The sequence below is a fragment of the Pseudomonas sp. H1_A03 genome, from assembly GCF_054685145.1.
Map to the genome: position 1 here is coordinate 5723976 of NZ_CP162829.1, position 23941 is coordinate 5747916.

Below are 23941 nucleotides of genomic sequence, written 5' to 3' on the forward strand. Positions count from 1 at the left end.
CCGAGACTATGCCTTCTATCACATCGATTTGCAAATTCAATCGTGGTCTATGTGACTTCCCGCTTGGACTATGCCATCTAAGCCGTAATTCCATTTATCGATTGAAATGCGTGACCAATACGGTTCAAACGCAGGTTTTCTGGCGCCTGAAAATTGCCGAACCCCGTCAATTCAATGGGTTACCAGCCCAACGTTTCTTTCAGGAAAGGGATCGTCAATTTTCGTTGAGCCTGCAAGGAAGCCTGATCGAGTTGCTCGAGCAAATCGAATAAGGCGCTCATGCTGCGTGTGCCACGGGTAAGGATGAAATGCCCCACCTCGTCGGTGAGATGCAGGCCGCGACGCGACGCGCGCAATTGCAAGGCGCGCAGTTTGTCCTCGTCGGACAGCGGGCGCATCTGGAAGATCAGCGCCAGGGTCAGACGCGACTTGAGGTCAGCCAGCTTGATCGGAAGTTCACGTGGGGAAGTCGAGGCGGCAATCAATAAACGCCGACCGCTGTCACGCAGGCGGTTGAACAGGTGAAACAGCGCCTCTTCCCAGTCTGCCTTGCCGGCGATCGCTTGCAGATCGTCCAGGCACACCAGCTCGTATTGCTCGAGGTGGTCGAAGATGCCGATGCCACGGTCCATCAACTCAGCCAGGGGCAGGTAAACCGCTGGCTCGCCCATCTGCTCGAAACGCAGGCACGCGGCCTGCAACAGGTGAGTACGCCCTACGCCGTGCTTGCCCCACAGATAGATCAGGCTTTCGGTCCACCCGGCGTCGGCTTCGCAGAGCCGCTCGACATAGCCGAGTGCAGCGGCATTGGCGCCTGGGTAGTAGTTGATAAAGGTGGCGTCATCACGCAGACGCACACCCAAGGGCAGCTGAATCGGTTTCATGCTGACTGAACGGCTCCAAACGAACCGTTAGTGGCCTCTGTGTAAAGTTTGCAAAGTTTATACCCGTGACGCCGGGCGCACAATGCAGCAGACCGCAAGCAAAATCAAAGGTTTGCGTTAACTTGTTGGATTTGTGCAGATTGTTTGGCGCCGCTGCTCCAGAAACAACAAACCCGGCCTTGGCCGGGTTTGTTACGAAGCGGTTACAGCTCGGGGTCTTCAACGCCGGTATACACATCCGAATCCTTGTACAGATCGTGCATATGGCGCACCAGCACCATGATCACCGCCGCCACCGGCAGAGCCAGCAGGATGCCGGTAAACCCGAACAGCTCACCGCCCGCCAGGATTGCAAAGATCACCGCCACCGGGTGCAGGCCAATCCGGTCGCCCACCAGCAAGGGCGTGAGCACCATGCCTTCCAGCGCCTGGCCGACCATGAACACCGCGACAATCCCCAGCATCGGGTACAGGTCGCCGCCAAACTGGAACAGCCCGGCCACCAGCGCCGCGCCGATACCGATCACAAAGCCCATGTACGGCACGATAGCGGCCAGGCCGGCGATCAGGCCGATCAACAAGCCCAGCTCCAGACCGATCGCCATCAAGCCGCCAGCATAGATGATGCCCAGCGCCAGCATCACCAGCAGTTGGCCACGCACAAACGCGCCCAACACCTCATGACACTCGCCTGCCAAGGAAACAATGCGCTCCTCACGATCGCGCGGTAGCAGGCTGCGGATCTTGGCCATCATGATGTCCCAGTCGCGCAGCAGGTAGAACGCCACGACCGGGATCAGCACCAGGTTGGTCAACCAACCGATCAGCGCCAGGCTGGACGCAGTTGCCTGGCTGAGGATGACACCGACGATATCGGTGGTCTGGCCCATGTGCTCGCTGATCGCCGCCTTGACCTTGTCGAACTTCCAGAAGCCGTCCGACAGCCCGAGCTTGGCCTGGGCCCACGGCATTGCCGTGTGTTGCAGCCAATCGAGCATCTGCGGCGCCAGTTCATACAAGCGATACAGCTGCTTGGCCAGCATGGGTACCAGCACCAATACCAATGCCGTGATGATCAAGGTAAACAGCGCAAACACTGCCACTACCCCCAGGGTACGCGACAAGCCAGCCTTTTCCAGGCGATCCACGACGGGATCGAACAGATACGCCAGCAGCAACGCAACCAGGAACGGCGTCAGGATCGAATGCAGCAGGAACACAAAGACGCACAGCAGGACAATCCCGCCAAGCCACACCCAACGACGCGTATCCGCCATAAACCACTCCATCTATATAAAGAAGAAAACTGCTACCAACGAAAACGCAGCTGTGCTTGAGGTTCAGGTGCGATTGCAGGCTGAGCGCCATCTGTTACAGGCTGCTGGACCGGTGCTTCACCGGCAGGAATCTCCTGCAACTTGGCCAGGCTTAGCTGGGTACGTAACTGATCGGCACTGCCGTTGACGCGGTACACGATGCGATTGCCATCCACCCGTTGGGGCTGGCCACCAAAGGGCTCAAGCAGATGACCCAGCGCGGCGTAGCGCTCAAGGGTCATGCCTTGCACTTCCAGCAATTGCTCGGTGCTCACGCCAGGCTTAACCGCAAAACGCGGCGCCAATTTCTGGCTGACCGCCAGCATCACCGCATCGGCCACGGCAGCAGTGTCGGCGCCTTGCGCAGTGCCCTGCTCGTTCTTGTCGCCCAGCCACAGGCGCCATTTGGCCTGCCATTGGCTGCCTTCCTGGCGCGCATGCACGGCCAGCAGGGCGTCGGCGCCGTAACGCTCGGAGGCGGCGCGCAACGGTGTGGCATCGGCACTTTCCAAGTTCGGCGCGGTGGCGACCACCTGCTCATCCAGGTCCCCCAGCGGCAGACGCAACGGCAGGCCACGGTGTTGCGCAGCGCGGCGCAGCGCCTGGGCGACGGTTTGGCCGTCGCCTACCAGGCTGCTGCCTTCAGTAGAGTCGTTCAACCACCAACCGAGGATCGAGGGGCGATTGCTGCCCCAGATCGACAGGCCCGCATCGCGCAAGGCGCGGTCAGTACTGACCGGATCAAAATCCACTTGCAGGCTTTCCGGCGGACCAGCGTCGTACCCATATTGCGTGATGATTTGTTGCGGATCCTTGCGAATCGCCGCCAGGCCCGGGCCTTCGGCGGCCTTGGCATCACCGGTCAGGCGGATCACCAGGGTTTGCACGGCACGCTGGGTAGCCTGGTCGCGCTCTTGCGGGGACTGGCTGCTGACAGGCTCAAGTACTTGATAAAGGCCATTGAGTGTTTCGGCATGACTCGCCAGGCTGACCAACGACAAGCAGCCTACAAAGAAGAAGTTACACAGACGCATGGAAGATTCCCGAACGACAAATTTAGCGGCTGCAACAGACCGCGTGAACTCGGTTTGGCAAGGCTGTGACCACAGCCACCGGTAAAACATTCACAGGGTCATGGCAGTTTTTGTACTGTCATAACGATAGCGGGTTAAAGGCTATACCTTAATACGTGCCAAAGCAGAGTCGATTAGCATTTTTTTAACCCGCTTTTTTGACCTATATGGCCCTGCCCGTCGGCCCGAGGATGGCCGCTGCCCCTCAAGCCTGATAAAATCGCGCGCCTTCGCAGACCGTCAACGGCTGGGCCTTTTACCAAAAGCGCCTGCCCGCTCGGTCGTTACCCCTGAATCCCCCCTAAAGGCCTGGATCATGAGCAAGCAACCCTCCCTGAGCTACAAGGACGCCGGTGTAGACATCGACGCCGGTGAAGCATTGGTCGAACGCATCAAGAGCGTCGCCAAGCGCACTGCGCGCCCCGAAGTCATGGGCGGCCTGGGCGGTTTTGGCGCCCTCTGCGAAATCCCGGCCGGCTACAAGCAGCCTGTACTGGTTTCCGGCACCGACGGCGTGGGCACCAAGCTGCGCCTGGCGCTGAACCTGAACAAGCACGACAGCATCGGCATCGACCTGGTTGCCATGTGCGTCAACGACCTGGTGGTGTGCGGCGCTGAGCCGTTGTTCTTCCTGGACTACTACGCGACCGGCAAGCTCAATGTCGAAACCGCGACCCAGGTGGTGACCGGCATCGGCGCTGGCTGCGAACTGTCGGGTTGCTCCCTGGTTGGCGGCGAAACCGCTGAAATGCCAGGCATGTACGAAGGCGAAGACTACGACCTGGCCGGCTTCTGCGTCGGCGTTGTAGAAAAAGCCGAAATCATCGACGGCTCCAAAGTGGCTGCCGGTGATGCCCTGCTGGCCCTGCCATCCTCCGGCCCGCACTCCAACGGCTACTCGCTGATCCGCAAGATCATCGAAGTGTCCGGCGCCGACATCGAGAACATCCAGCTCGACGGCAAGCCGCTGACCGACCTGCTGATGGCCCCGACGCGCATCTACGTCAAGCCTCTGCTCAAGCTGATCAAGGACACTGGCGCAGTCAAAGCCATGGCCCACATCACTGGCGGCGGTTTGCTGGATAACATCCCGCGCGTCCTGCCAAAAGGCGCCCAGGCGATCGTCGACGTGGCCAGCTGGCAGCGTCCTGCGGTCTTCGACTGGCTGCAAGAGAAAGGCAACGTCGATGAAACCGAAATGCACCGCGTGCTGAACTGCGGCGTGGGCATGGTCATCTGCGTGGCCCAAGAGCACGTTGAAACCGCGCTGAACGTGCTGCGTGAAGCCGGCGAGCAGCCTTGGGTCATCGGCCAGATCGCCACCGCCCCAGAAGGCGCGGCACAGGTTGAACTGAAGAACCTCAAGGCTCACTGATGCCTCAGACCTGTGATGTCGTGGTGCTGCTTTCCGGCACCGGCAGTAACTTGCAGGCCCTGATCGACAGCACGCGCACCGGCGACAGCCCGGTGCGCATCGCTGCGGTGATCTCCAACCGCAGCGACGCCTACGGCCTGCAACGCGCCAGGGACGCGGGTATCGACACCCGCTCCTTGGATCACAAGGCTTTTGAAGGTCGCGAGGCCTTTGATAACGCCTTGATCGAACTGATTGACGCCTTCAACCCCAAACTCGTGGTACTGGCCGGCTTCATGCGCATCCTCAGCGCTGATTTCGTACGGCATTACGAAGGGCGCCTGCTGAATATCCACCCTTCCCTGCTGCCCAAGTACAAAGGCATGCACACGCACCAGCGTGCGCTAGACGCCGGCGACAGCGAGCATGGCTGCAGCGTGCACTTCGTCACCGAGGAACTCGATGGCGGGCCTCTGGTCGTACAGGCAGTGGTTCCGGTAGAGTCTGACGACTCGGCGCAGAGCCTTGCGCAACGGGTTCACACCCAGGAACACAGGATTTACCCGCTGGCCGTTCGCTGGTTTGCCGAAGGTCGGTTGATTCTTGGCGACCAGGGTGCATTATTGGACGGTCAGTTACTCGCGGCCAGCGGCCACTTGATTCGAACCTAGGAGATTTTATGCGTCGCGCCTTGCTCTTCGCTTTTGCGCTGTTCGCCTTGCCTGCCGTGCAAGCAGCAGACCTTCACCCCTTCTCCGCCAGCTACACCGCTGACTGGAAACAGTTGCCCATGAGTGGTTCGGCAGAACGCAGCCTGACCAAGAACAGCGACGGCACTTGGACGTTGAACTTCAAGGCGTCCATGATGATCGCCAGCCTGACCGAAACCAGTGCGATCGTGTTCGACAAGGACACACTGCAACCGAAGAGCTACACCTTCGAACGCGGCGGCTTGGGGAAGGCGAAGAAGATCAATCTGGATTTCGACCAATCCGCCAAGAAAGTTACCGGTTTTGAAAACAAAGACCCGGTCAACGTCACCCTTGAAAGTGGCATGCTCGACAAGTCGACTTACCAACTCGCCCTCCAGCGTGACGTGGCTGCCGGCAAGAAAAGCATGAGCTACCGTGTGGTCGAAGGCACGGACGTCGATACCTATGACTTCCGCGTCATCGGCCCTGAAAAGGTCCAGACCAAGGTAGGCTCCATCGACGCGATCAAGGTCGAGCGTGTGCGCGACCCGTCGCAGAGCAAGCGCATCACCCAGATGTGGTTTGCCAAGGACCAGGGCGGCATCCTGGTTGCCCTGCGCCAGGTTGAGACCGACGGCAAGGAATACAACATCATGCTGCTGGACGGCACCGTTGACGGTAAGGCTGTCAAAGGTAGCTGATCGGTAGATGGAACAAAGAGCCTCGCGAATGCGGGGCTTTTTTTCGTCTGGAGGTTTTGTGTTGAAGCCTTACGCCAACATGAAACTTTTGTCATAAAACTCAGCACCCTGCGACGCAATGCCTTGATTTACGCGGCCTGCAGCACTGTTGCATTTACCGCAATGAATTATTGCGCGAAAAGTCAGTTTACTTAGCAAGCTAACAAAACATATAACAAAGGCCTGCGACGACTTGCCGCAGACCCACCAGAGATTGGAGCAAGCAGATGACTGTAAAAGTAACTGAACGCGACGACGAACATATGTCCCACGAAGCCTTGGGCCATGGGATTCACATCTGGGACGTACACCAACAAGACCTGCTGGTCGGCATGTTTCACAACGAGAGCGACGCTCAAAATTATAAGAACGAGCTCGAAACCCTTGAGATGAGACGCCAGGCGCAAGATTCCTGAAGACATATCTGTAGTGAGCGGGCTTGCCCCGCGCTGGGTGGCGAAGCCGCCCTAATAAAGACACCGTGCATTTCCAGGTAGAGTCACGTCGCCTGGTTTGGGGCGGCTTCGCCACCCAGCGCGGGCGGTGCGACGATTCGACAAGCCCGCTCACTACAAACGACAAACCCCGCCTTTTGAGCGGGGTTTGTCATTTTTAAAGCCTTACCACATCAGGTCATCCGGGATCTGGTAGGCGGCGTACGGATCATCCTCATCCGGCACCTGGCTCTCCGTCAGGATGTTGAGCTGCACGATACGCTCCGGTGCGCGCTCCTGGATCTTCAGCGCTGCTTCGCGCGGGATCACCTCATAGCTGCCGCCGTGATGCACGATCGCCAGGGATCCGTTGCTCAGCTTGTTGCGCATCAAGGTGTTGACCGACAGGCGCTTGACCTTCTTGTCATCCACGAAGTTGTAGTAGTCCTCGGTGGTCAGCTTGGGCAGGCGCGAGGTCTCGATCAGTTGCTTGACCTGGGCCGTGCGGGCCTTGGCCTCGGCTTTTTCCTGCTGCTGGCGGTTCAGCTCCTGGTCGCGCTTGATCTTCTCAGCCTTTGCCTCGGCTGCCAGGCGGGCCTGGGTGTCGTCAGCCTCGATCTGGCCTTTGTGGACCAGGCGCTGCTGCTTCTGTTTGTCTTTGCCGACCTGCTTGGCCTGCTTTTGGTTGACCAGACCTGCTTTGAGTAACTGATCGCGAAGGGAAATGCTCATGGTGCTTACTCACTTAGGCAGCCGCTCAACCGCAGCTGGACATGTTCTTTTCCTGACGTTTGGCTTCGCCCCACAGGGCGTCCAATTCTTCGAGGGTGCAATCTTCTATGGGACGATGGGTATCGCGCAATGCCTGTTCGATAAATCGGAAACGTCGTTCGAACTTGGCATTGGCGCCACGCAGTGCGGTTTCCGGGTCGACCTTGAGGTGGCGGGCCAGGTTGACCGCCGCAAACAGCAGGTCGCCGACCTCGTCAGCAATGGCCGCCGAGTCGTTATCGGCCATGGCTTCGAGCACTTCATCGAGCTCTTCGCGCACGTTATCCACCACCGGCAAGGCCGATGGCCAATCGAAGCCAACCTGGCTGGCGCGCTTTTGCAACTTGGCGGCACGGGACAGGGATGGCAAGGCGGTGGGTACATCGTCCAGCAGGGAGAGTTGCTCTGGTGCGTCGGATTTTTCCGCGCGCTCCTCGGCCTTGATCTGCTCCCAGCGTTGCTTGACCTGCTCTTCGCTCAGCTGCGGGATATCCAGCGGTGCATACAGATCGCCGGTGGGGAATACGTGGGGATGGCGACGGATCAGCTTGCGCGTGATGCTGTCGATCACCCCGGCAAATTCGAAGCGCCCTTCCTCCCGCGCCAACTGGCTGTAATACACCACCTGGAATAACAGGTCGCCCAACTCGCCTTGCAGGTGATCAAAATCGCCGCGCTCGATGGCGTCGGCGACTTCGTAGGCTTCTTCCAAGGTGTGCGGGACGATGGTCGCGTAGGTTTGCTTGATGTCCCACGGGCAGCCGTATTGCGGGTCGCGCAGACGGTTCATCAGGTGCAGCAGGTCTTCGAGTGAATACATCAATTTGTGCCTGATCAAGTTGGAACGCCGCCGCTCAAATGTGGGAGCGGGCTTGCTCGCGAATACGGTGTGTCAGTTCCAGATGCATTGGCTGATCCACCGCATTCGCGAGCAAGCCCGCTCCCACATTTTCAGACCGCGTTCATCCAGATGTTCATGGCGTGCGATTACGCCGCGTCTCGATGATATTCGGCAACTGGGAAATCCGCCCCAGCAACCGCCCCAGTGCGTCCAACCCCGGAATCTCGATGGTCAGGGACATCAACGCGGTGTTGTCCTCTTTGTTCGAGCGGGTGTTGACCGCCAGCACGTTGATCCGCTCATTGAGCAGCACTTGCGACACGTCACGCAGCAAACCGGAACGGTCGTAGGCGCGAATGATGATATCCACCGGGTAGGTCAGCACCGGCACCGGGCCCCAACTGACCTGGATGATCCGCTCCGGCTCACGCCCGCCCAATTGCAGCACCGAGGCGCAATCCTGACGGTGAATGCTAACGCCACGGCCCTGGGTGATATAGCCGACAATGGCATCCCCCGGCAATGGCTGGCAGCAACCGGCGATTTGCGTCATCAGGTTGCCCACGCCCTGGATCTGGATATCGCCACGCTTGCCAGGCTTGTAGCCGGTGGCTTTGCGTGGGATCAGCTCCAGCTGTTCGCTGCCGCGTTCCGGTTCGACCAGTTGCTGCGCCAGGTTGACGAGTTGCGCCAGGCGCAAATCGCCAGCACCGAGGGCGGCGAACATGTCTTCGGCAATCTTCATGTTGGCTTTTTCGGCCAGCTTGTCGAAGTCCACCTGCGGCAGGCCCAGGCGTGCCAGTTCGCGTTCAAGCAAGGTTTTACCGGCGGCGACGTTCTGGTCACGCGCCTGCAACTTGAACCAATGGACGATCTTCGCCCGCGCCCGCGACGTGGTGATGTAGCCCAGGTTCGGGTTCAGCCAGTCGCGGCTCGGCGTACCGTGCTTGCTGGTGATGATCTCGACCTGCTCACCGGTCTGCAGGCTGTAGTTGAGCGGCACGATGCGCCCGTTGATCTTCGCGCCCCGGCAGTTGTGGCCGATCTCAGTGTGTACGCGGTAGGCGAAATCCAGCGGCGTGGCGCCCTTCGGCAGATCGATGGCGTGGCCGTCGGGGGTAAAGATATAGACCCGGTCCGGTTCGATATCCACCCGCAACTGCTCGGCCAGGCCGCCGATGTCACCGAGTTCTTCGTGCCATTCCAGCACTTGGCGCAGCCAGGAGATTTTCTCTTCGTACTGGTTGGACCCGGCCTTGACGTCCGTGCCCTTGTAGCGCCAGTGCGCACAAACCCCCAGCTCGGCCTCTTCGTGCATGGCATGGGTGCGGATCTGCACTTCCAGTACCTTGCCCTCGGGGCCTATCACGGCGGTGTGCAGCGAGCGGTAGCCGTTTTCCTTGGGGTTGGCGATGTAGTCGTCAAACTCCTTGGGGATGTGCCGCCACAGCGTGTGGACGATACCCAGCGCGGTGTAGCAGTCGCGCATTTCCGGCACCAGCACACGCACGGCTCGCACGTCGTAGATCTGGCTGAAAGCCAGGCCTTTGCGCTGCATTTTGCGCCAGATGGAATAGATGTGTTTGGCGCGGCCGCTGATGTCGGCTTCGACACCGGTGGCCTGCAACTCGGAGCGCAACTGGTTCATCACGTCGGCGATAAAACGCTCACGGTCGAGCCGCCGCTCGTGCAGCAACGTGGCAATCTGTTTGTATTGATCGGGTTCGAGGTAGCGGAAGGACAAGTCCTCCAGCTCCCACTTGATATGGCCGATACCCAGGCGGTGCGCCAACGGCGCGTAGATATCGAAGACTTCGCGGGCGACGCGGTTACGCTTCTCGTCGTCGGCGGTTTTTACCGCACGGATCGCGCAGGTACGCTCGGCCAGCTTGATCAGCGCGACGCGTACGTCGTCGACCATTGCCACCAACATCTTGCGCAGGTTTTCGACCTGGCCCTGAGTGCCCAGCACCAGGGACTGACGCGGGCTGAGGCTGGCGCTGATCGCGGCCATGCGCAGCACGCCGTCGATCAGCTTGGCCACTACCGAGCCGAAACGCTGGCCAACGGTCGCCAACTGAATGTGCCCTTCCCGCACGCCGCGATACAGCACGGCGGCGATCAGCGAATCCTGGTCCAGCTTGAGATCGGCGAGGATCTCGGCGATTTCCAACCCGGTGCGAAAGCTTGACGTGCCTTCGGCCCACAGGTTCTTGGCCGCATTGTCTTGCTGCTCAGACTCACGAGCGAACTCGCAGGCTGCTTTCAAGGCTTCACGGTCCAGTGCCGGGTCGACACTGATGGCATGATCCAGCCATGCCTCGAGATTGATACTGCCGTCGGTGTTGATCGGCTGGTGTGCTCTCACCTGTACCATCTTGCTTACCTTCCCTACGACGCACCTTGGGTGCGCCAAAAATCATCCCGACCTTTGCTGCAAGCTCCCTGGCAGTTCACGGCCCTGAAGAATGCAGGCCAGTCGGATTAAACGGGCATCCTAGCCCGCTTCAAATAACGCCATGGCCTCGACATGCGCGGTTTGCGGAAACATATCGAGGATCCCGGCACGTTTTAGCCGGTAGCCTTGCTTGACCAACTCAACCGTGTCCCGCGCCAGCGTGGCTGGGTTGCAGGACACATACACCAGACGCTTGGCCTTGAGGGTCGCAAGCTTGCGCACAACCTCCAGGGCACCATCGCGCGGTGGGTCCAAGAGTACCGCAGAAAAGCCCTGTTTGGCCCATTCCGCGTCAGTCAAAGGCTGGGACAAATCGGCCTGAAAAAACTGCGCATTATGCAAATCGTTGCTGACGGCATTGGCGGCAGCCCGCTCTACCATGGCCTGCACACCTTCCACCGCCACTACTTCACGCACCTGGCGCGCCAGTGGCAGGGCAAAGTTGCCCAGGCCACAAAACAGATCCAGCACCCGCTCGTCGGGGTGTGGCGCCAGCCATTCCAGGGCCTGGGCGACCATCGCCGCGTTGACCCCGGCGTTGACCTGCACGAAGTCACCTGGCCGGTAGGCCAACTCCAGGTCCCATTGTTCCAATCGAAACCCCAACACCGAATCAGCTTCGACCGGTTCCGGCTGGCCCTCGCCATGCAGCCACAATTGGGCTTCATGGAAACTGCAGAATTCTTTGAGGATCAGCAGGTCCGCCTCCGACAACGGTGCCATGTGCCGCAGCAATACGGCGATGGACGTACCGCTGAACAACTCCACATGCCCCAGGGCCTGAGGTTTGCTCAGGCGGCGCAGCATGCCAGGCAGACGCTGCATGATCGGTTGCAAGGCCTGTACCAGCACTGGGCAATCATCGATGGCGACAATGTCTTGGCTGGCGACGGCGCGGAAACCGACTTCCAGATGTTTGGCCTTGGCATCCCAACGCACGGCCACACGGGCGCGGCGCCGGTAGCCGAATTCCGGGCCACTCAAAGGTGCAGCCCACTCTTGCGGTTCGACACCCGCCACACGCGACAGTTGCTCGGCAAGCATGCGCTGTTTCAGGGCAAGTTGTTCGGCATGGGGCAAGTGCTGCACGCTGCAACCGCCGCAGCGACCAACGTGCGCACACGGCGCCGGGCGACGCAGTTCGCTGGCGGTGAACACACGTTCGGTGCGCGCTTCGACGATTTTGCCGTGGGCGCCTAACACGCGCGCCTCGACTTCTTCGCCGGCCAGCGCGCCATTCACAAACCAAGTGCGGCCTTCGAAGAACACGATGCCGCGCCCGTCATTGGCCAGGCGCTCGATGGTCAGGCGTTGTTTCTTGCCCACGGGGATCTGCGGGGCTCGGCTGCCGCCCGTCGGTTGGAAGCGCAGCCCCCTCTCGTGCTTGGCCATCAGTTGGGTTCGTCGAAGATGCCGGTCGACAGGTAACGGTCGCCTCGGTCACAGATGATCGCGACGATCACCGCGTTTTCCACTTCTTTGGACAAGCGCAACATACCGGCCACAGCGCCACCGGAGGACACACCGCAGAAGATGCCTTCTTCACGGGCCAGGCGGCGGGTGGTGTCTTCGGCTTCACGCTGGGCCATGTCGATGATGCGGTCCACGCGGGTCGCGTTGTAGATCTTCGGCAGATACTCTTCGGGCCAACGGCGGATGCCCGGGATGGCAGAGCCTTCCATCGGTTGCAGGCCGATAATCTGGATCTCGGGGTTCTGCTCCTTGAGGTAGCGCGAATTGCCCATGATGGTGCCGGTGGTCCCCATCGAACTGACGAAATGGGTGATGGTGCCCCCGGTCTGGCGCCAGATTTCCGGGCCGGTTGTGGTGTAGTGCGCCTCGGGGTTGTCGCCGTTGGCGAACTGGTCCAGCACCTGGCCACGGCCTTCGGCGGCCATGCGTTCAGCGAGATCGCGCGCGCCTTCCATGCCTTCTTCCTGGGTCACCAGCACCAGCTCGGCGCCATAGGCGGTCATCGCCGCCTTGCGCTCGGCGCTGCCGTTGTCGGGCATGATCAGCACCATCTTGTAACCCTTGATCGCGGCGGCCATGGCCAGGGCGATCCCGGTGTTACCCGAGGTGGCTTCGATCAGGGTGTCGCCCGGCTTGATCTGCCCGCGCAACTCGGCGCGGGTGATCATCGACAACGCCGGACGGTCCTTGACGGAGCCGGCCGGGTTGTTGCCTTCGAGCTTGAGCAACAAGGTATTGCTGGTTTCGCCCGCCATGCGTTGCAAGCGGACCAGGGGCGTGTTGCCGACGCAATCGGCGATTGTAGGGTACTGCAAGGTCATGGCGTATTCGCAATCCAGACTGCGGGGGCGGACATCATACCGGGAAAGGCCGGCGGGCCATATCACGCAAAGTGCGGTGCTTATGGCTTAAAGGCATAAGCACAGAATGTGTTGCCTGGGAGGATGCTATCGCGGGCATGCCCGCTCCCACACTTGAAATGCGCGCTTCTGTGGGAGCTCGCTTGGCTGCGATGGCCGCGCATCGGTCAGCCTGCTAGCCATGCCGACCGTCGCCATGGTTTCGCTGAAAAACCGCGTCCCCCATCGCCGCAATCTGGCCTTCGATCAAGGCGTCGAAGGGCTTGAGCAACGGCTCGAATGAGGTGGGTGCCTCCAGCACTTGCAATGCCTGCACGATGGCTTCCACGGTGGACAAGGCACCCGGCCCTGGCGCCTTGCGCAGCCGATAGCGGGAAACGGCACCCTCGGCCAACGTTACCCGGGGCAACGCCGCCAACAATGGATTGAGGTGCAGCAGTTTGCGCGCCTTGCGCCAGGTGCCGTCGGGGACCACTAGCAACAGCGGTTGATCGCTGGGTGCATAGCCTTGCAGCAACTGAGCATCGTCAGCAGGAAACAATAGTCGCGCTTGGTAGCCGGGCGGATTCAGCAAGGTAGGCAAGTCATCAAACACCTCCCCCACCACCAATTGCGCATTGTTCAACCCCAACGCCGCTAAACGCGCAGTATTCAGCGCATGGTTGACCTCACTCGGGTGCTGCAATAGCAATACGCGGGTGCGGCTGTCGAGGCTGGGGATCAGCGCGCACAGGCAGTGGGGGTAGGCCGCAAGCAGCGGGAGCATTGGGGTCTGGACATATGGGTTTCAGGCCTGGTTGAGCTGGGCTTTGAGCAAGTCGCGGAAGGTCTGGATCAGTGGTTCACGGCTGCGGCCGCGGCGCATGATCATCGAGAACGGCGCCTGGTAGCCGAAGGTCGCCGGCAGCAGCACGCGCAGGTCGCCCTTGTCGGCCCAGGCCTGGGCGTAGTGCTCGGGCAAATAGCCGATATAGGCACCGGACAGCACCAGGATCAACTGCGCTTCCATACTTTCCACGGTCGCGGCGCTGTGCTTGAAACCGTGGCGCGCCAGTTCGGCCTGGCTCCAATAGCCACGACCGACCATGCGTTGTTGGGTGATGACTTGCTCGGGGATACGCCGTTCATTGAATAAAGGATGCCGGGTGCTGCAATACAACCAATGCTGCTCGCGATACAGCGGCATGTAGATCAGCCCGCTCATGCGGTTGGAGAAAGCACCGATGGCCAGGTCCAGGCGATTGTCCTGCACGCCCAATTGCAATTCGTAAGGGCTCATCACCGACAAATGCAGGTGCACCGCCGGGTGTTCCTGGCTGTAGGCGCCGATGACTTCGGCGAACGGCAGGGCTTTGTCGCTGACGGTGGAGTCGAGCACGCCGAGCTTGAGGGTACCGCGCAGTTCGCCCTTCAACGCCGCCGCGTATTGTTCGAACCCTTCCAACTCACCGAGCAGGCGCAGGGTTTCCTGATGAAACAACTCGCCCTTGCTGGTCAGGCTGAAGCCGCCCCGGCCGCGATGGCACAACACCAGCCCCAGCGCCGATTCCAACTGGCTCATGTAGGTGCTGATGGCCGACGTCGACAGGTTGAGTTCGTGCTGGGCATTGGCGAACCCCTGGTGCCGCACGACGCTGACGAAGATGCGCAAGAGTTTCAGGTCGGGCAGAGCATTGGCCATGGGGTCTCCGAAGGCACACACAAAATCCTACATTTGAACCGAGTCTACCTCAGCCATTAGTTTAGAAAAATCTGAACTAAGTATTTGCCCCTGGCGATTCTTTCGTTTCCAGGGATTTCGCAGAATCGGCCCCTAATAAACAAAACAACGATGAGGCACTCCCGTGGACAAGATTTTTCACCAACCACTGGGCGGCAACGAAATGCCGCGCTTTGCCGGCATCGCCACCATGATGCGTCTTCCCCACCTGCAATCGGCCAAGGGCCTGGACGCCGCTTTTGTCGGCGTGCCGCTGGACATCGGCACCTCGCTGCGTGCCGGCACCCGTTTCGGGCCGCGTGAAATCCGCGCCGAATCGGTGATGATCCGCCCGTACAACATGGCCACCGGCGCCGCCCCGTTTGATTCGCTGTCGGTTGCCGACATCGGCGACGTGGCGATCAACACCTTCAACCTGCTCGACGCCGTGCGCATCATCGAAGAAGCCTATGACGAGATCCTCGAGCACGGCGTGATCCCGATGACGCTGGGTGGCGACCACACCATCACCCTGCCGATCCTGCGGGCGATCCATAAAAAACACGGCAAGGTCGGGCTGGTGCACATCGATGCCCACGCCGACGTCAACGACCATATGTTCGGCGAGAAAATCGCCCACGGCACCACCTTCCGCCGCGCCGTGGAAGAAGGCCTGCTCGATTGCGACCGTGTGGTACAGATCGGCCTGCGTGCGCAGGGCTACACCGCCGAAGATTTCAACTGGAGCCGCAAGCAAGGTTTCCGCGTGGTCCAGGCCGAAGAATGCTGGCACCACTCCCTCGCGCCGTTGATGGCCGAAGTGCGTGAAAAAGTCGGCGGTGGCCCGGTGTACCTGAGCTTCGATATCGACGGCATCGACCCGGCCTGGGCGCCAGGCACTGGCACCCCGGAAATCGGCGGGCTGACCACCATCCAGGCCATCGAGATCATCCGTGGCTGCCAGGGCCTCGACCTGATTGGTTGCGACCTGGTAGAAGTTTCGCCGCCCTACGACACCACCGGTAACACCTCACTGCTGGGCGCCAACCTGTTGTACGAAATGCTCTGCGTACTGCCAGGCGTGGCGCACCGCTGATGAGCACGCACGACGTGCTGCAAGCCGCCGCCGAGCTGGTGGCGGCGTTCGCGCGCAACGACCGCGACGCCTACTTCGGGGCATTCACGGCCGATGCCAGCTTTGTGTTCTACACCCTCCCCCAGCCGCTGCTCAGTCGCGATGCCTATCAGGTGTTGTGGGACAGCTGGCGCCGGGACGAGGGCTTCGAGGTGCTGTCGTGCACCTCGAGCAATGCCTTTGTCAGCCTGCAAGGCGACGTGGCGATATTCATGCATGACGTGGCCACCGAGCTGCGCATGCAAGGGGAGCAATTCTTTAGCCAGGAGCGCGAGACCATTGTCTTTAAACGGCAAGGGTCTGGCACACAACAAAAACAAGGCCTGTGGCTGGCCTGTCACGAACATTTGTCCGCTATGCCGGAAGGGCTGCCGCCCCCTTAGCCAATGTGATCGGAGCTGATCATGAATAATAAAAACAACGATAAAAGTATTCGCAAGATAGAAACCAACGGGGTCGAGCAGATCCCGGACCACGAACGCACCGCCACACCCAAGGATCTGTTCCGGCTGATCTTCGGCGGAGCCAATACCTTTGCCACCGCTGTGCTGGGCTCTTTCCCCGTGCTGTTCGGTTTGTCATTCCAGGCCGGCGTCTGGGCGATTGTGCTGGGCGTGCTGGTGGGTGCGCTGATCCTGGCGCCCATGGGCCTGTTCGGGCCGATCAATGGCACCAACAATGCGGTGTCTTCCGGTGCGCACTTCGGCGTGCACGGGCGGATTGTCGGCTCGTTTCTCTCGCTCCTTACCGCGATTGCCTTCTTCTCACTGTCGGTGTGGAGTTCGGGCGATGCGCTGGTGGGGGGTGCGAAACGTCTGATCGGCCTGCCGGAAACCGACCTGAGCCTGGGCCTGGCCTACGGCGTGTTCGCCATTCTCGTCCTGACGGTGTGCATTTACGGCTTTCGTTTCATGTTGTGGGTCAACCGCATTGCTGTGTGGGCGGCGAGCCTGCTGTTCCTGCTGGGGATCTTCGCCTTTGCCCCGGCTTTCGACCGCCATTTTGCAGGCACCGTAGCGATGGGACAGACCGGTTTCTGGGCGGCCTTTATCGGCGCCGCGCTGGTAGCCATGAGCAACCCGATTTCCTTCGGCGCGTTCCTCGGTGACTGGTCCCGCTACATCCCGCGTGAGACGTCGAAAATGCGCATCATGCTGGCGGTGGTCCTCGCGCAGATTGCCACCTTGATCCCGTTCCTGTTCGGCCTGGCCACCGCGACCATCGTGGCGATCAAGGCGCCGGACTACATCGCGGCGAATAACTATGTCGGCGGTTTGCTGGCGGTGGCGCCCACCTGGTTCTTCCTACCGGTGTGTTTGATCGCGGTGATCGGCGGCATGTCCACCGGCACCACCTCGCTGTATGGCACCGGGCTGGACATGTCCAGCGTGTTTCCGCGCTTGTTGTCGCGGGTCAAGGCCACGCTGCTGATCGGGGTGATGTCGATTGCCTTCATCTTTATCGGACGTTTCGCCGCCAACCTGGTGCAGAGCGTGTCGACCTTCGCCGTGCTGATCATCACCTGCACCACCCCATGGATGGTGATGATGATCATCGGGCTGATTGTGCGTCGCGGCTTCTACTGCCCGGATGACCTGCAGGTGTTTACGCGCGGCGAAACCGGCGGCCGCTACTGGTTCAGCCATGGGTGGAACTGGCGCGGGCTGGGGGCGTGGATTCCGAGTGCGCTGGTGGGCCTGTGCTTTGTCAACCTGCCGGGGCAGTTTGTCGGTCCGCTGGGCAACCTGGCCGATGGCATTGATATCAGCCTGCCGGTCACGCTGGGGTTGGCGTCGGTGGTGTACCTGACCTTGCTGCGTGCGTTTCCGGAACCGACGGCTGTCTACGGCCCGACCGTTGTGGCGAGAGAGCTTGCTCCCGTTCGACAGCGAAGGTGGGGCCGCTTCGCAGCCCAGCGGGAGCAAGCTCCCTCGCCACAGCAAGCACCTTCACCACAATAAAAAGATAATTGGAGACTCGCCGTCATGGCTTTGGATTTATTCGTCGTACTCATCTACGCCGCCGGCATGCTCGTGCTCGGCTATTACGGCATGCGTCGCGCCAAGACCCATGAAGACTACCTGGTGGCCGGGCGCAACCTGGGCCCATCGCTGTACATGGGCACCATGGCGGCCACAGTACTGGGCGGCGCATCGACCGTCGGCACCGTGCGCCTGGGTTATGTGCATGGCATCTCCGGCTTCTGGCTGTGTGCCGCGCTGGGCATGGGCATCATCGCGCTGAACCTGTTCCTCGCCAAGCCGCTGCTCAAGCTGAAGATCTTCACCGTCACCCAGGTCTTGGAAAAGCGCTACAACCCCATGGCCCGCCAGGCCAGTGCGGTGATCATGCTGGCGTATGCGCTGATGATCGGCGTGACCTCGATCCTGGCCATCGGCACGGTGTTGCAAGTGCTGTTCGGCCTGCCGTTCTGGATCTCGGTGCTGCTCGGCGGTGGCGTGGTGGTGGTGTATTCGACCATCGGTGGCATGTGGTCGCTGACGCTGACCGATATCGTGCAATTCGTGATCAAGACCGTTGGCCTGATGTTTATCCTGCTGCCGATCTGCCTGTACCGCGTGGGCGGCTGGGACGAGCTGGTGGCCAAGCTGCCGGCGTCGAGCTTCAGCTTTACCGCCATCGGCTGGGACACGATCATCACCTACTTCATGATCTACTTCTTCGGCATCCTGATCGGCCAAGACATTTGGCAACGGGTATTCACCGCCCGTGACGAAAAAGTCGCCAAGTACGCAGGCACTTTCGCCGGTTTCTACTGCATCCTCTACGGCCTGGCCTGTGCACTGATCGGCATGGCGGCGCATGTGCTGATTCCGGACCTGGATAACGTCAACAACGCCTTCGCGGCGATCGTGAAAGCATCGCTGCCCGACGGGATTCGCGGCCTGGTGATTGCCGCGGCTCTCGCGGCGATGATGTCAACGGCCAGCGCCGGTTTGTTGGCCGCCTCCACCGTCCTGACCGAAGACCTGCTGCCGCGCCTGCGTGGTGGTAAACAGTCGAGCCTGGCGATCAACCGTTTGTTCACGATGCTGACCGGTATTGCCGTGCTGGGGATCGCACTGGTGGTGAACGACGTGATCAGCGCACTGACCCTGGCTTACAACCTGCTGGTGGGCGGTATGCTGGTTCCGCTGATTGGCGCGATCTTCTGGAAACGCGCGACCACGTCGGGGGCGATTACCTCCATGACCTTGGGTTTTGTGACGGCACTGGTGTTTATGTTCAAGGATGGGCTGGATGCGAACACGCCGATTTACTACAGCCTGGCGGTTGGGCTGGTGAGTTTTGTCGTGGTGAGTTTGTTGTCGCGTAAGCCGGAGGCGGTGGCAACGGCGGTTTGATGCAGAACGAGCTTTAAAGCGGTTTCTTCAGCGGGTGCGACGTCGGATGTCGCACCCGTTTTTTTATCACTCAACGCTCAAGTGTTAGTTTGCTGGATGATTTCCTGAACTAAAGAAGCCCATACCAATCCCTGCGTTGTGCCCGCCGCGTAAGTTCCCCCAGCCGCGATTCGATGATAGGCCGACCAATAAACGATCGACAGTCCATCTGCGGTGCAAGGCCTGGCACATTCGATAATATGCAAGTCGCCACTTTCGATCGCCCTGCGGTAGGACATCGGAAAGTGCCGAGAAACAGCGGCCAGGCACGCCGCCAATATCTGCTCCTTGCATTCCGACGTCGAATCAGGCGGAACCTGCCCGCCGGAGACAAGTATGCAATCCCCATCCAACCGGCAATTCATGACGCCGACGGGCAGATCGTACTGCAGCTTGAGTCCGCGCACTTCGACGCCTTCATCACCGACAGCACGCAGTTTGAAAAACCAGCCAATGATCGCGATTACCTCTGACTCCTCCACCCCCATGGCTGTGATGACGAAGTGCTCTCTGCTCAGCTCAGTAATTTGGGCCGGACTCAGATGCTGGGGCTGAAACTGAACGCCAGAGCACTGCAGAAGCGCCTCTAGCTCATTCTTTAAATGGATGAACTCAACATCGTAGCCCGATACCTCAATAGCCCGACCAATCCCTGGGATTGCATAGTTTGCCTGGAATTGCAGTTGACTGATCTCTGCGAGTTCATATCCCGGCTTCCCACTTGGCCAACGCCTGCTTTCAATATCACGCTGCTCAAGAATCGCGGCCTCTACACCACTCGCACCCACCCTATAGGCTCGTACAATCCCCGCCTGTGCGAATTGTGCAAGCGATGGGTTGTCGGCCAGAAGCTTTTCAAAGAGCTCAATGCCTGCGCGGTTGCACGCAACAGCAAAGCACTGATTCCCGGGAGTCAGATGGTCATTATGCAGCGGCTTTGCAGTTGTCTCCGTTGCGGAAAGATGGCGCATGTTCACCTGCTTATGACTGGCTCCATTGCTCTCGCGATTTCCTCCGTATACGACGACCTGATAATTCGCCAGGCGTAACATCATGGCTTGGAGCAGACCGTTGATTCCTCTACCGATGATCGACACGCGCGGCGCACCGACATGTGTGTGTTGAGAGGGGATCATTAACGATTGTGCAAGCTTGCGCCTGACAACACCCCGCAACGCCATTAAGCTCAGTTGGACTGCGACCGCATAGTCAAGGTCGCAATGGCAGGCTTCGGTGGTTGCCGCCCGTGCAGTGAGCGTCGCCGGTTTACGCCACGTGGAGACACTACAGCCGAGCATTTGGGTACGCATCCGAAACACATCCAATGTCGTAGGTCCGTAATCGACGACAAGCTGGATGCCTCCAGCCGCCGCCAACATTCGCAATGCATCATCGCTAAAGACATCCGGTTTGGCGACACAGACCAGGCGAGCTTGTTTGTGCATACATTCAATGAGGGCCTGATCAATGCGATACGTAGACTCATCATTCAGTGATAAACATATGGCAACAGCAGAGGCACCCTCTAACGCCTCGAACCAGTCTGCGACAAAAGTCACCCGGTTATCGGAAAAGGCTGTCCCATTATTATCTGGCGCTCGACAGTGTCGAACCAACACCTTTATCCGAACATCCGGATCTCGATCAAGCAACAACTTGACCAGCTCTTTGCCTACATTGCCGTATCCCAATATACGGACATCATGGGGTAAGGAGCCGTCGGCCAGTTTCAACCAATGCGTGATATAGGCAGCCACATGCGGCGCATTGACCCCAGGCGTATTGATCACCCGAATACTGTTAGATTTACACAGGTCCAGCCGCACTTTATCCAAACTCGTACCTCTTCGGATCAGATAGAGGTCTTCAAAAGGATGAGATATACGCCATTGGTCAATGACGTCTGCATCGATAGATTGGTCGCCGACAATTATCGTTGATGGGCGCAGGAGCCCAATCTGTATGAGCAGAGCTTGCTTAGTTAACGTTGGGGGAAGAAAAACTACGTTGCTGGGGGCCTCAGCCTTCCAGGCTCTCGACACAGGCGCGATATGTAAAATGTTTTCAGTTATGGCAATGAGTGACGCAGCGACGGGCGGAACCGAAGAGAGCAACATAGCTTTGTCTCCAACCAATTCTGACTTACTGGTACCTCAGAGCGAGGCACTCAATAAAGTTAGGGCGCGATGAAAATGCGCTTAGTTTTTATCCGAGACTAGTTGCCTTGGTCCCTAATGGAACCCAACCTACGCGTGTCTTTATAATTAAATAAGCCAGCCGATTCTGACAATCATGCAGTCCAATTCCGACAAATGAGTGCCAAAACCTGATTGACATGCGTGAAATCGGGCTAGTCACCCGAAATCCCGTGAACAAGAGCGGATACGACTTCAGATATCACTTCTATCTTTTCAACCCGTCGCTATTTTTTGGCGCCTTCAAACACATCACCGCAGTCCTTGCAGCCAAAGTACTGCGCAGTTGCCGGGCACTCAATCTCCCCCGTAGCGCCTGCCCTCACCCGCCAAATGCATGCCTTGCCTTGATATTTCAGCGTGCCCTCCAGGTAACAAGGCGCCCAGTCATACTCATCGTGCAGCGTACGACCATCAATAAGTTCAGCCTGCTTGAAAAAGGCCGCTACCTGCCGCTCATCCAGCGCAACGTCACTGGGACGGCAACGCTCAGGTTCTTCGGAATGGAAGCCCGCGATGGAGATAGCCTCAACATCACGCGGGGTGGACGCGCATCCGGCGAGTAACATCCACACGCCCAGTGTCCATCGCGCTGAAGTCATTGCCACACCGCACTGCTGGCTTCACCTGGATGTTTGTATGAGATTTGCGGGTGCGTGTAGATGTCTTCCGGTGTCAGACGGAAATGACCACGCAATTCAGACACCAACCACTGCAGAGACTGATTCTGCAGTGCGGTAACCCGCTCATAACGCGTGGCATCCAGGTGTTTGCCGACCAATTCGATACCCAGGGAGTCCGCATTCATCGGGTATCGTTCAGGATAGCCCTTGGTGCGTTCGTGCCGGTCCAGCGCGCGAATCTGTAACGTCCAGGTGAGCGCTTGAATCGACTGGATTTGAGCGGTATCACAGGTCGTTTTATCAACTGCCAGGCACTTGGAGCGCAGGTAGCGCCCAACGTGATAACAGCGTTTTTTCAGGCTGGCCGTCTGGTAGATGAGGCCATCTTTTTCAATCAAAAAGTGCGCACCGTTGCCTTTGGACAGATAACCGTTAAAGGTGTGCTGTGCCGTTGGGGCATCCGTCTGGTGAATCACCAAGGCACGCACGCTACGCATATCTCCCTGCTCAATCGATGGAAACCGACGACGCTCAACCCTGTCGGAAATCACCATACCTTCGCCATCAATGCTCGACATCCCACTACCCTTCCGTCCTTGTGAAGACAAAAATATAGAAGGACGAACCGGAAAAAGGTACGGATGACAGGATAAAAAGAAGGGTCCGACGACAACGCTGGCCTCGTCAGATAATCCAGTAAAGCGGCGGGGAACAAACTGCGGCTGCGCCCGAATGACAGGGAACCGAGCACGCCCTGAATAACAACCCATTGCAAAGCGCCCGCACGATCAACGAGTCGATCGCATGAGCGCTTCAGGACTTACCGGCGGCGTGGGCGGCGCTGCTCATCATCTGTGCGGATAGGCACCGGTTGTAGCGGAGGCTCGATCAAGCCCAGTGCAACACCCAGATCATGGAGCCAGTTTTGAATTTTCTCTTTCATGGTTGCCCCCCTTGAGGGTAATGCTGGTAGGCGCAAGTTCTGTCGCCTTTTCCTACACTGATAGTAGCCCTAAGTCCTACGTAATGCATGAACGAAACCACAACGAACTATTACTGAATTGATTCAAATCCTGACGGATCGTTCAAGCAATTGCGCGTGCGTCTCGCAGGACCTCTGCCTTGCCCTCTTGCTGAAGGTCGATCCATGCATTGAGGTTAGCGCCGAGCATACCCTTTCGCCACATCAGCCAGGTGGTCGCAGTGGCAAAAGGCCCCGTCAGCGGATGAACGGACACATTTTCCTTGCCTGGCAGGCTGTCGAGCATGGACTCGGACATCAACGCCACCCCGGAGCCAGCAATCACGCAGGCGAGCATGCCTTGATAGGATTCAATCTCGATTGCCCGCCCCATGGCCACACGCTCGTGGGAAAACCAGGTTTCCAGACGAGTGCGATAAGCGCAACTGCGGCGGAAGGTGAACACTGAACGCCCGGCCACATCCTGCGGCCCGCGCACCGACGGGTGATCGGCCTCGCATATCAGTACCAATCGTTCCTCGCACAGGGCGACTCCGTCCAGGGACGCGATGGTGATGGGGCCGTCCACGAATGCAGCATCCAGACGACCGGTGATCAAGCCTTCAAGCAACTCACCGCTGGGCGCCGATTGCACTTGCAGGTTCACCATCGGATAAGCCTTGTGATAGCGCGCCAGCAGCTTGGGCAAGTGAACCGCTGCCGTGCTGTACATGCTGCCCAACACAAAATCCCCAGCCGGTTGCCCGCCTTGCACGGCGCCATGGGCTTCGTCGTGCAGCGCCAGCAGGCGGGTGCTGTAGTCCAGCAACACCTTGCCTGCAGGAGAAAGCTGCAAGCGTTGGCGTTCACGTACGAACAGCTCGACGCCGAGCTGTTCCTCCATCTGCTTGAGCCGGGTCGACAGATTCGACGGCACCCGATGCAGACGCTCGGCGGCGCGGGTGATGGAGCCCTCTTCGGCCACGGCCTGGAAAATGCGCAATTGACTGAACTCCATAACTTTCTCC

22 protein-coding genes and 1 pseudogene are annotated in these 23941 nt (G+C 59.4%); 9 read left to right on the forward strand and 14 right to left on the reverse strand.

Annotated features, from left to right (window positions below; translation table 11 throughout):
- Positions 1-179: 179 nt before the first annotated feature.
- The 3 genes from hda to AB4O35_RS26460 form a co-directional block, all read right to left on the reverse strand.
- A complete protein-coding gene (gene hda / locus AB4O35_RS26450; protein WP_025855817.1) occupies positions 180-884 on the reverse strand; it encodes a DnaA regulatory inactivator Hda in 705 nt (234 codons plus the stop codon).
- Between the two features lie 203 nt (positions 885-1087).
- Positions 1088-2161: an AI-2E family transporter gene (locus tag AB4O35_RS26455; RefSeq protein ID WP_065873790.1), complete on the reverse strand. Its 1074-nt coding sequence runs from the start codon at positions 2159-2161 to the stop codon at positions 1088-1090.
- Between the two features lie 32 nt (positions 2162-2193).
- Positions 2194-3234: a DUF2066 domain-containing protein gene (locus tag AB4O35_RS26460; RefSeq protein ID WP_065873791.1), complete on the reverse strand. Its 1041-nt coding sequence runs from the start codon at positions 3232-3234 to the stop codon at positions 2194-2196.
- 355 nt (positions 3235-3589) lie between these two features.
- Here AB4O35_RS26460 and purM point away from each other — a divergent pair, with 355 nt between their 5' ends.
- The 4 genes from purM (at position 3590) to AB4O35_RS26480 (ending at position 6475) form a co-directional block, all read left to right on the forward strand.
- Complete coding sequence (purM, locus tag AB4O35_RS26465) at positions 3590-4648, forward strand: phosphoribosylformylglycinamidine cyclo-ligase (RefSeq protein WP_065873792.1); 1059 nt, start codon at positions 3590-3592, stop codon at positions 4646-4648.
- The gene (purN, locus tag AB4O35_RS26470) at positions 4648-5298 is read left to right on the forward strand and encodes a phosphoribosylglycinamide formyltransferase (protein WP_065873793.1); all 651 of its coding nucleotides are present in this window, start codon (positions 4648-4650) and stop codon (positions 5296-5298) included. Before purM ends, purN begins: the two co-directional genes overlap by 1 nt.
- Positions 5299-5306: 8 nt before the next feature.
- Positions 5307-6020 carry a DUF3108 domain-containing protein gene (locus AB4O35_RS26475; protein ID WP_065873794.1) on the forward strand — a complete coding sequence of 238 codons (714 nt, stop codon included), beginning with the start codon at positions 5307-5309 and terminating at the stop codon, positions 6018-6020.
- A 266-nt stretch (positions 6021-6286) separates the two neighbouring features.
- The gene (locus AB4O35_RS26480) at positions 6287-6475 is read left to right on the forward strand and encodes a hypothetical protein (protein WP_065873795.1); all 189 of its coding nucleotides are present in this window, start codon (positions 6287-6289) and stop codon (positions 6473-6475) included.
- Positions 6476-6679: 204 nt separating this feature from the next.
- Here AB4O35_RS26480 and AB4O35_RS26485 read toward each other — a convergent pair whose 3' ends face one another.
- The 7 genes and pseudogenes from AB4O35_RS26485 to AB4O35_RS26515 all read right to left on the reverse strand — a co-directional run bounded on the left by AB4O35_RS26485 (position 6680) and on the right by AB4O35_RS26515 (position 14577).
- Positions 6680-7225: a DUF2058 domain-containing protein gene (locus AB4O35_RS26485; protein ID WP_065873796.1), complete on the reverse strand. Its 546-nt coding sequence runs from the start codon at positions 7223-7225 to the stop codon at positions 6680-6682.
- A 25-nt stretch (positions 7226-7250) separates the two neighbouring features.
- Entirely contained in the window at positions 7251-8084 is an 834-nt protein-coding gene (gene mazG, locus AB4O35_RS26490; RefSeq protein ID WP_065873797.1) for a nucleoside triphosphate pyrophosphohydrolase, read from the reverse strand.
- A 154-nt stretch (positions 8085-8238) separates the two neighbouring features.
- Positions 8239-10482, reverse strand: a complete 2244-nt coding sequence (gene relA / locus AB4O35_RS26495) for a GTP diphosphokinase (protein WP_049712098.1) — start codon at positions 10480-10482, stop codon at positions 8239-8241.
- Positions 10483-10602: 120 nt separating this feature from the next.
- A complete protein-coding gene (rlmD, locus tag AB4O35_RS26500; protein WP_065873798.1) occupies positions 10603-11955 on the reverse strand; it encodes a 23S rRNA (uracil(1939)-C(5))-methyltransferase RlmD in 1353 nt (450 codons plus the stop codon).
- Positions 11955-12857 carry a cysteine synthase CysM gene (gene cysM / locus AB4O35_RS26505; RefSeq protein ID WP_065873799.1) on the reverse strand — a complete coding sequence of 301 codons (903 nt, stop codon included), beginning with the start codon at positions 12855-12857 and terminating at the stop codon, positions 11955-11957. Before cysM ends, rlmD begins: the two co-directional genes overlap by 1 nt.
- A 214-nt stretch (positions 12858-13071) precedes the next feature.
- Positions 13072-13676, reverse strand: a pseudogene (locus tag AB4O35_RS26510) (tRNA-uridine aminocarboxypropyltransferase).
- 7 nt (positions 13677-13683) lie between these two features.
- Positions 13684-14577 (reverse strand): LysR family transcriptional regulator, encoded by an 894-nt coding sequence (locus AB4O35_RS26515; RefSeq protein WP_049712094.1) that lies wholly within the window; start codon positions 14575-14577, stop codon positions 13684-13686.
- A gap of 163 nt (positions 14578-14740) precedes the next feature.
- On the opposite strand from AB4O35_RS26515, the gene speB reads away from it, so the two are divergent.
- Genes speB through AB4O35_RS26535 form a run of 4 tightly spaced genes read left to right on the forward strand, consistent with a single transcriptional unit; the run spans position 14741 to position 19095 of the window.
- Complete coding sequence (gene speB / locus AB4O35_RS26520; RefSeq protein ID WP_049712093.1) at positions 14741-15691, forward strand: agmatinase; 951 nt, start codon at positions 14741-14743, stop codon at positions 15689-15691.
- On the forward strand, positions 15691-16113 hold the full coding sequence (locus AB4O35_RS26525) for a YybH family protein (RefSeq protein ID WP_065891095.1): 423 nt from the start codon (positions 15691-15693) through the stop codon (positions 16111-16113). Before speB ends, AB4O35_RS26525 begins: the two co-directional genes overlap by 1 nt.
- Positions 16114-16134: 21 nt before the next feature.
- Complete coding sequence (locus tag AB4O35_RS26530) at positions 16135-17691, forward strand: purine-cytosine permease family protein (RefSeq protein WP_065891096.1); 1557 nt, start codon at positions 16135-16137, stop codon at positions 17689-17691.
- Between the two features lie 24 nt (positions 17692-17715).
- Complete coding sequence (locus tag AB4O35_RS26535; protein WP_065946222.1) at positions 17716-19095, forward strand: sodium:solute symporter family protein; 1380 nt, start codon at positions 17716-17718, stop codon at positions 19093-19095.
- Positions 19096-19172: 77 nt separating this feature from the next.
- Here AB4O35_RS26535 and AB4O35_RS26540 read toward each other — a convergent pair whose 3' ends face one another.
- Positions 19173-21251: an FAD-dependent oxidoreductase gene (locus AB4O35_RS26540; RefSeq protein ID WP_065946223.1), complete on the reverse strand. Its 2079-nt coding sequence runs from the start codon at positions 21249-21251 to the stop codon at positions 19173-19175.
- Between the two features lie 251 nt (positions 21252-21502).
- Between AB4O35_RS26540 and AB4O35_RS26545 the strand changes: the two genes are divergently transcribed.
- Complete coding sequence (locus tag AB4O35_RS26545; protein WP_175405795.1) at positions 21503-21895, forward strand: hypothetical protein; 393 nt, start codon at positions 21503-21505, stop codon at positions 21893-21895.
- 32 nt (positions 21896-21927) lie between these two features.
- Here the strand turns inward: AB4O35_RS26545 and AB4O35_RS26550 are convergent, their stop codons facing one another.
- From AB4O35_RS26550 to ptrR, 3 genes are all read right to left on the reverse strand, one after another.
- On the reverse strand, positions 21928-22530 hold the full coding sequence (locus AB4O35_RS26550; protein WP_065873806.1) for a peptidoglycan recognition protein family protein: 603 nt from the start codon (positions 22528-22530) through the stop codon (positions 21928-21930).
- Positions 22531-22772: 242 nt separating this feature from the next.
- Positions 22773-22895, reverse strand: a complete 123-nt coding sequence (locus tag AB4O35_RS26555) for a PA1414 family protein (protein WP_003193089.1) — start codon at positions 22893-22895, stop codon at positions 22773-22775.
- 142 nt (positions 22896-23037) lie between these two features.
- Complete coding sequence (gene ptrR / locus AB4O35_RS26560) at positions 23038-23931, reverse strand: putrescine utilization regulator PtrR (RefSeq protein ID WP_065881203.1); 894 nt, start codon at positions 23929-23931, stop codon at positions 23038-23040.
- Positions 23932-23941: the final 10 nt, after the last annotated feature.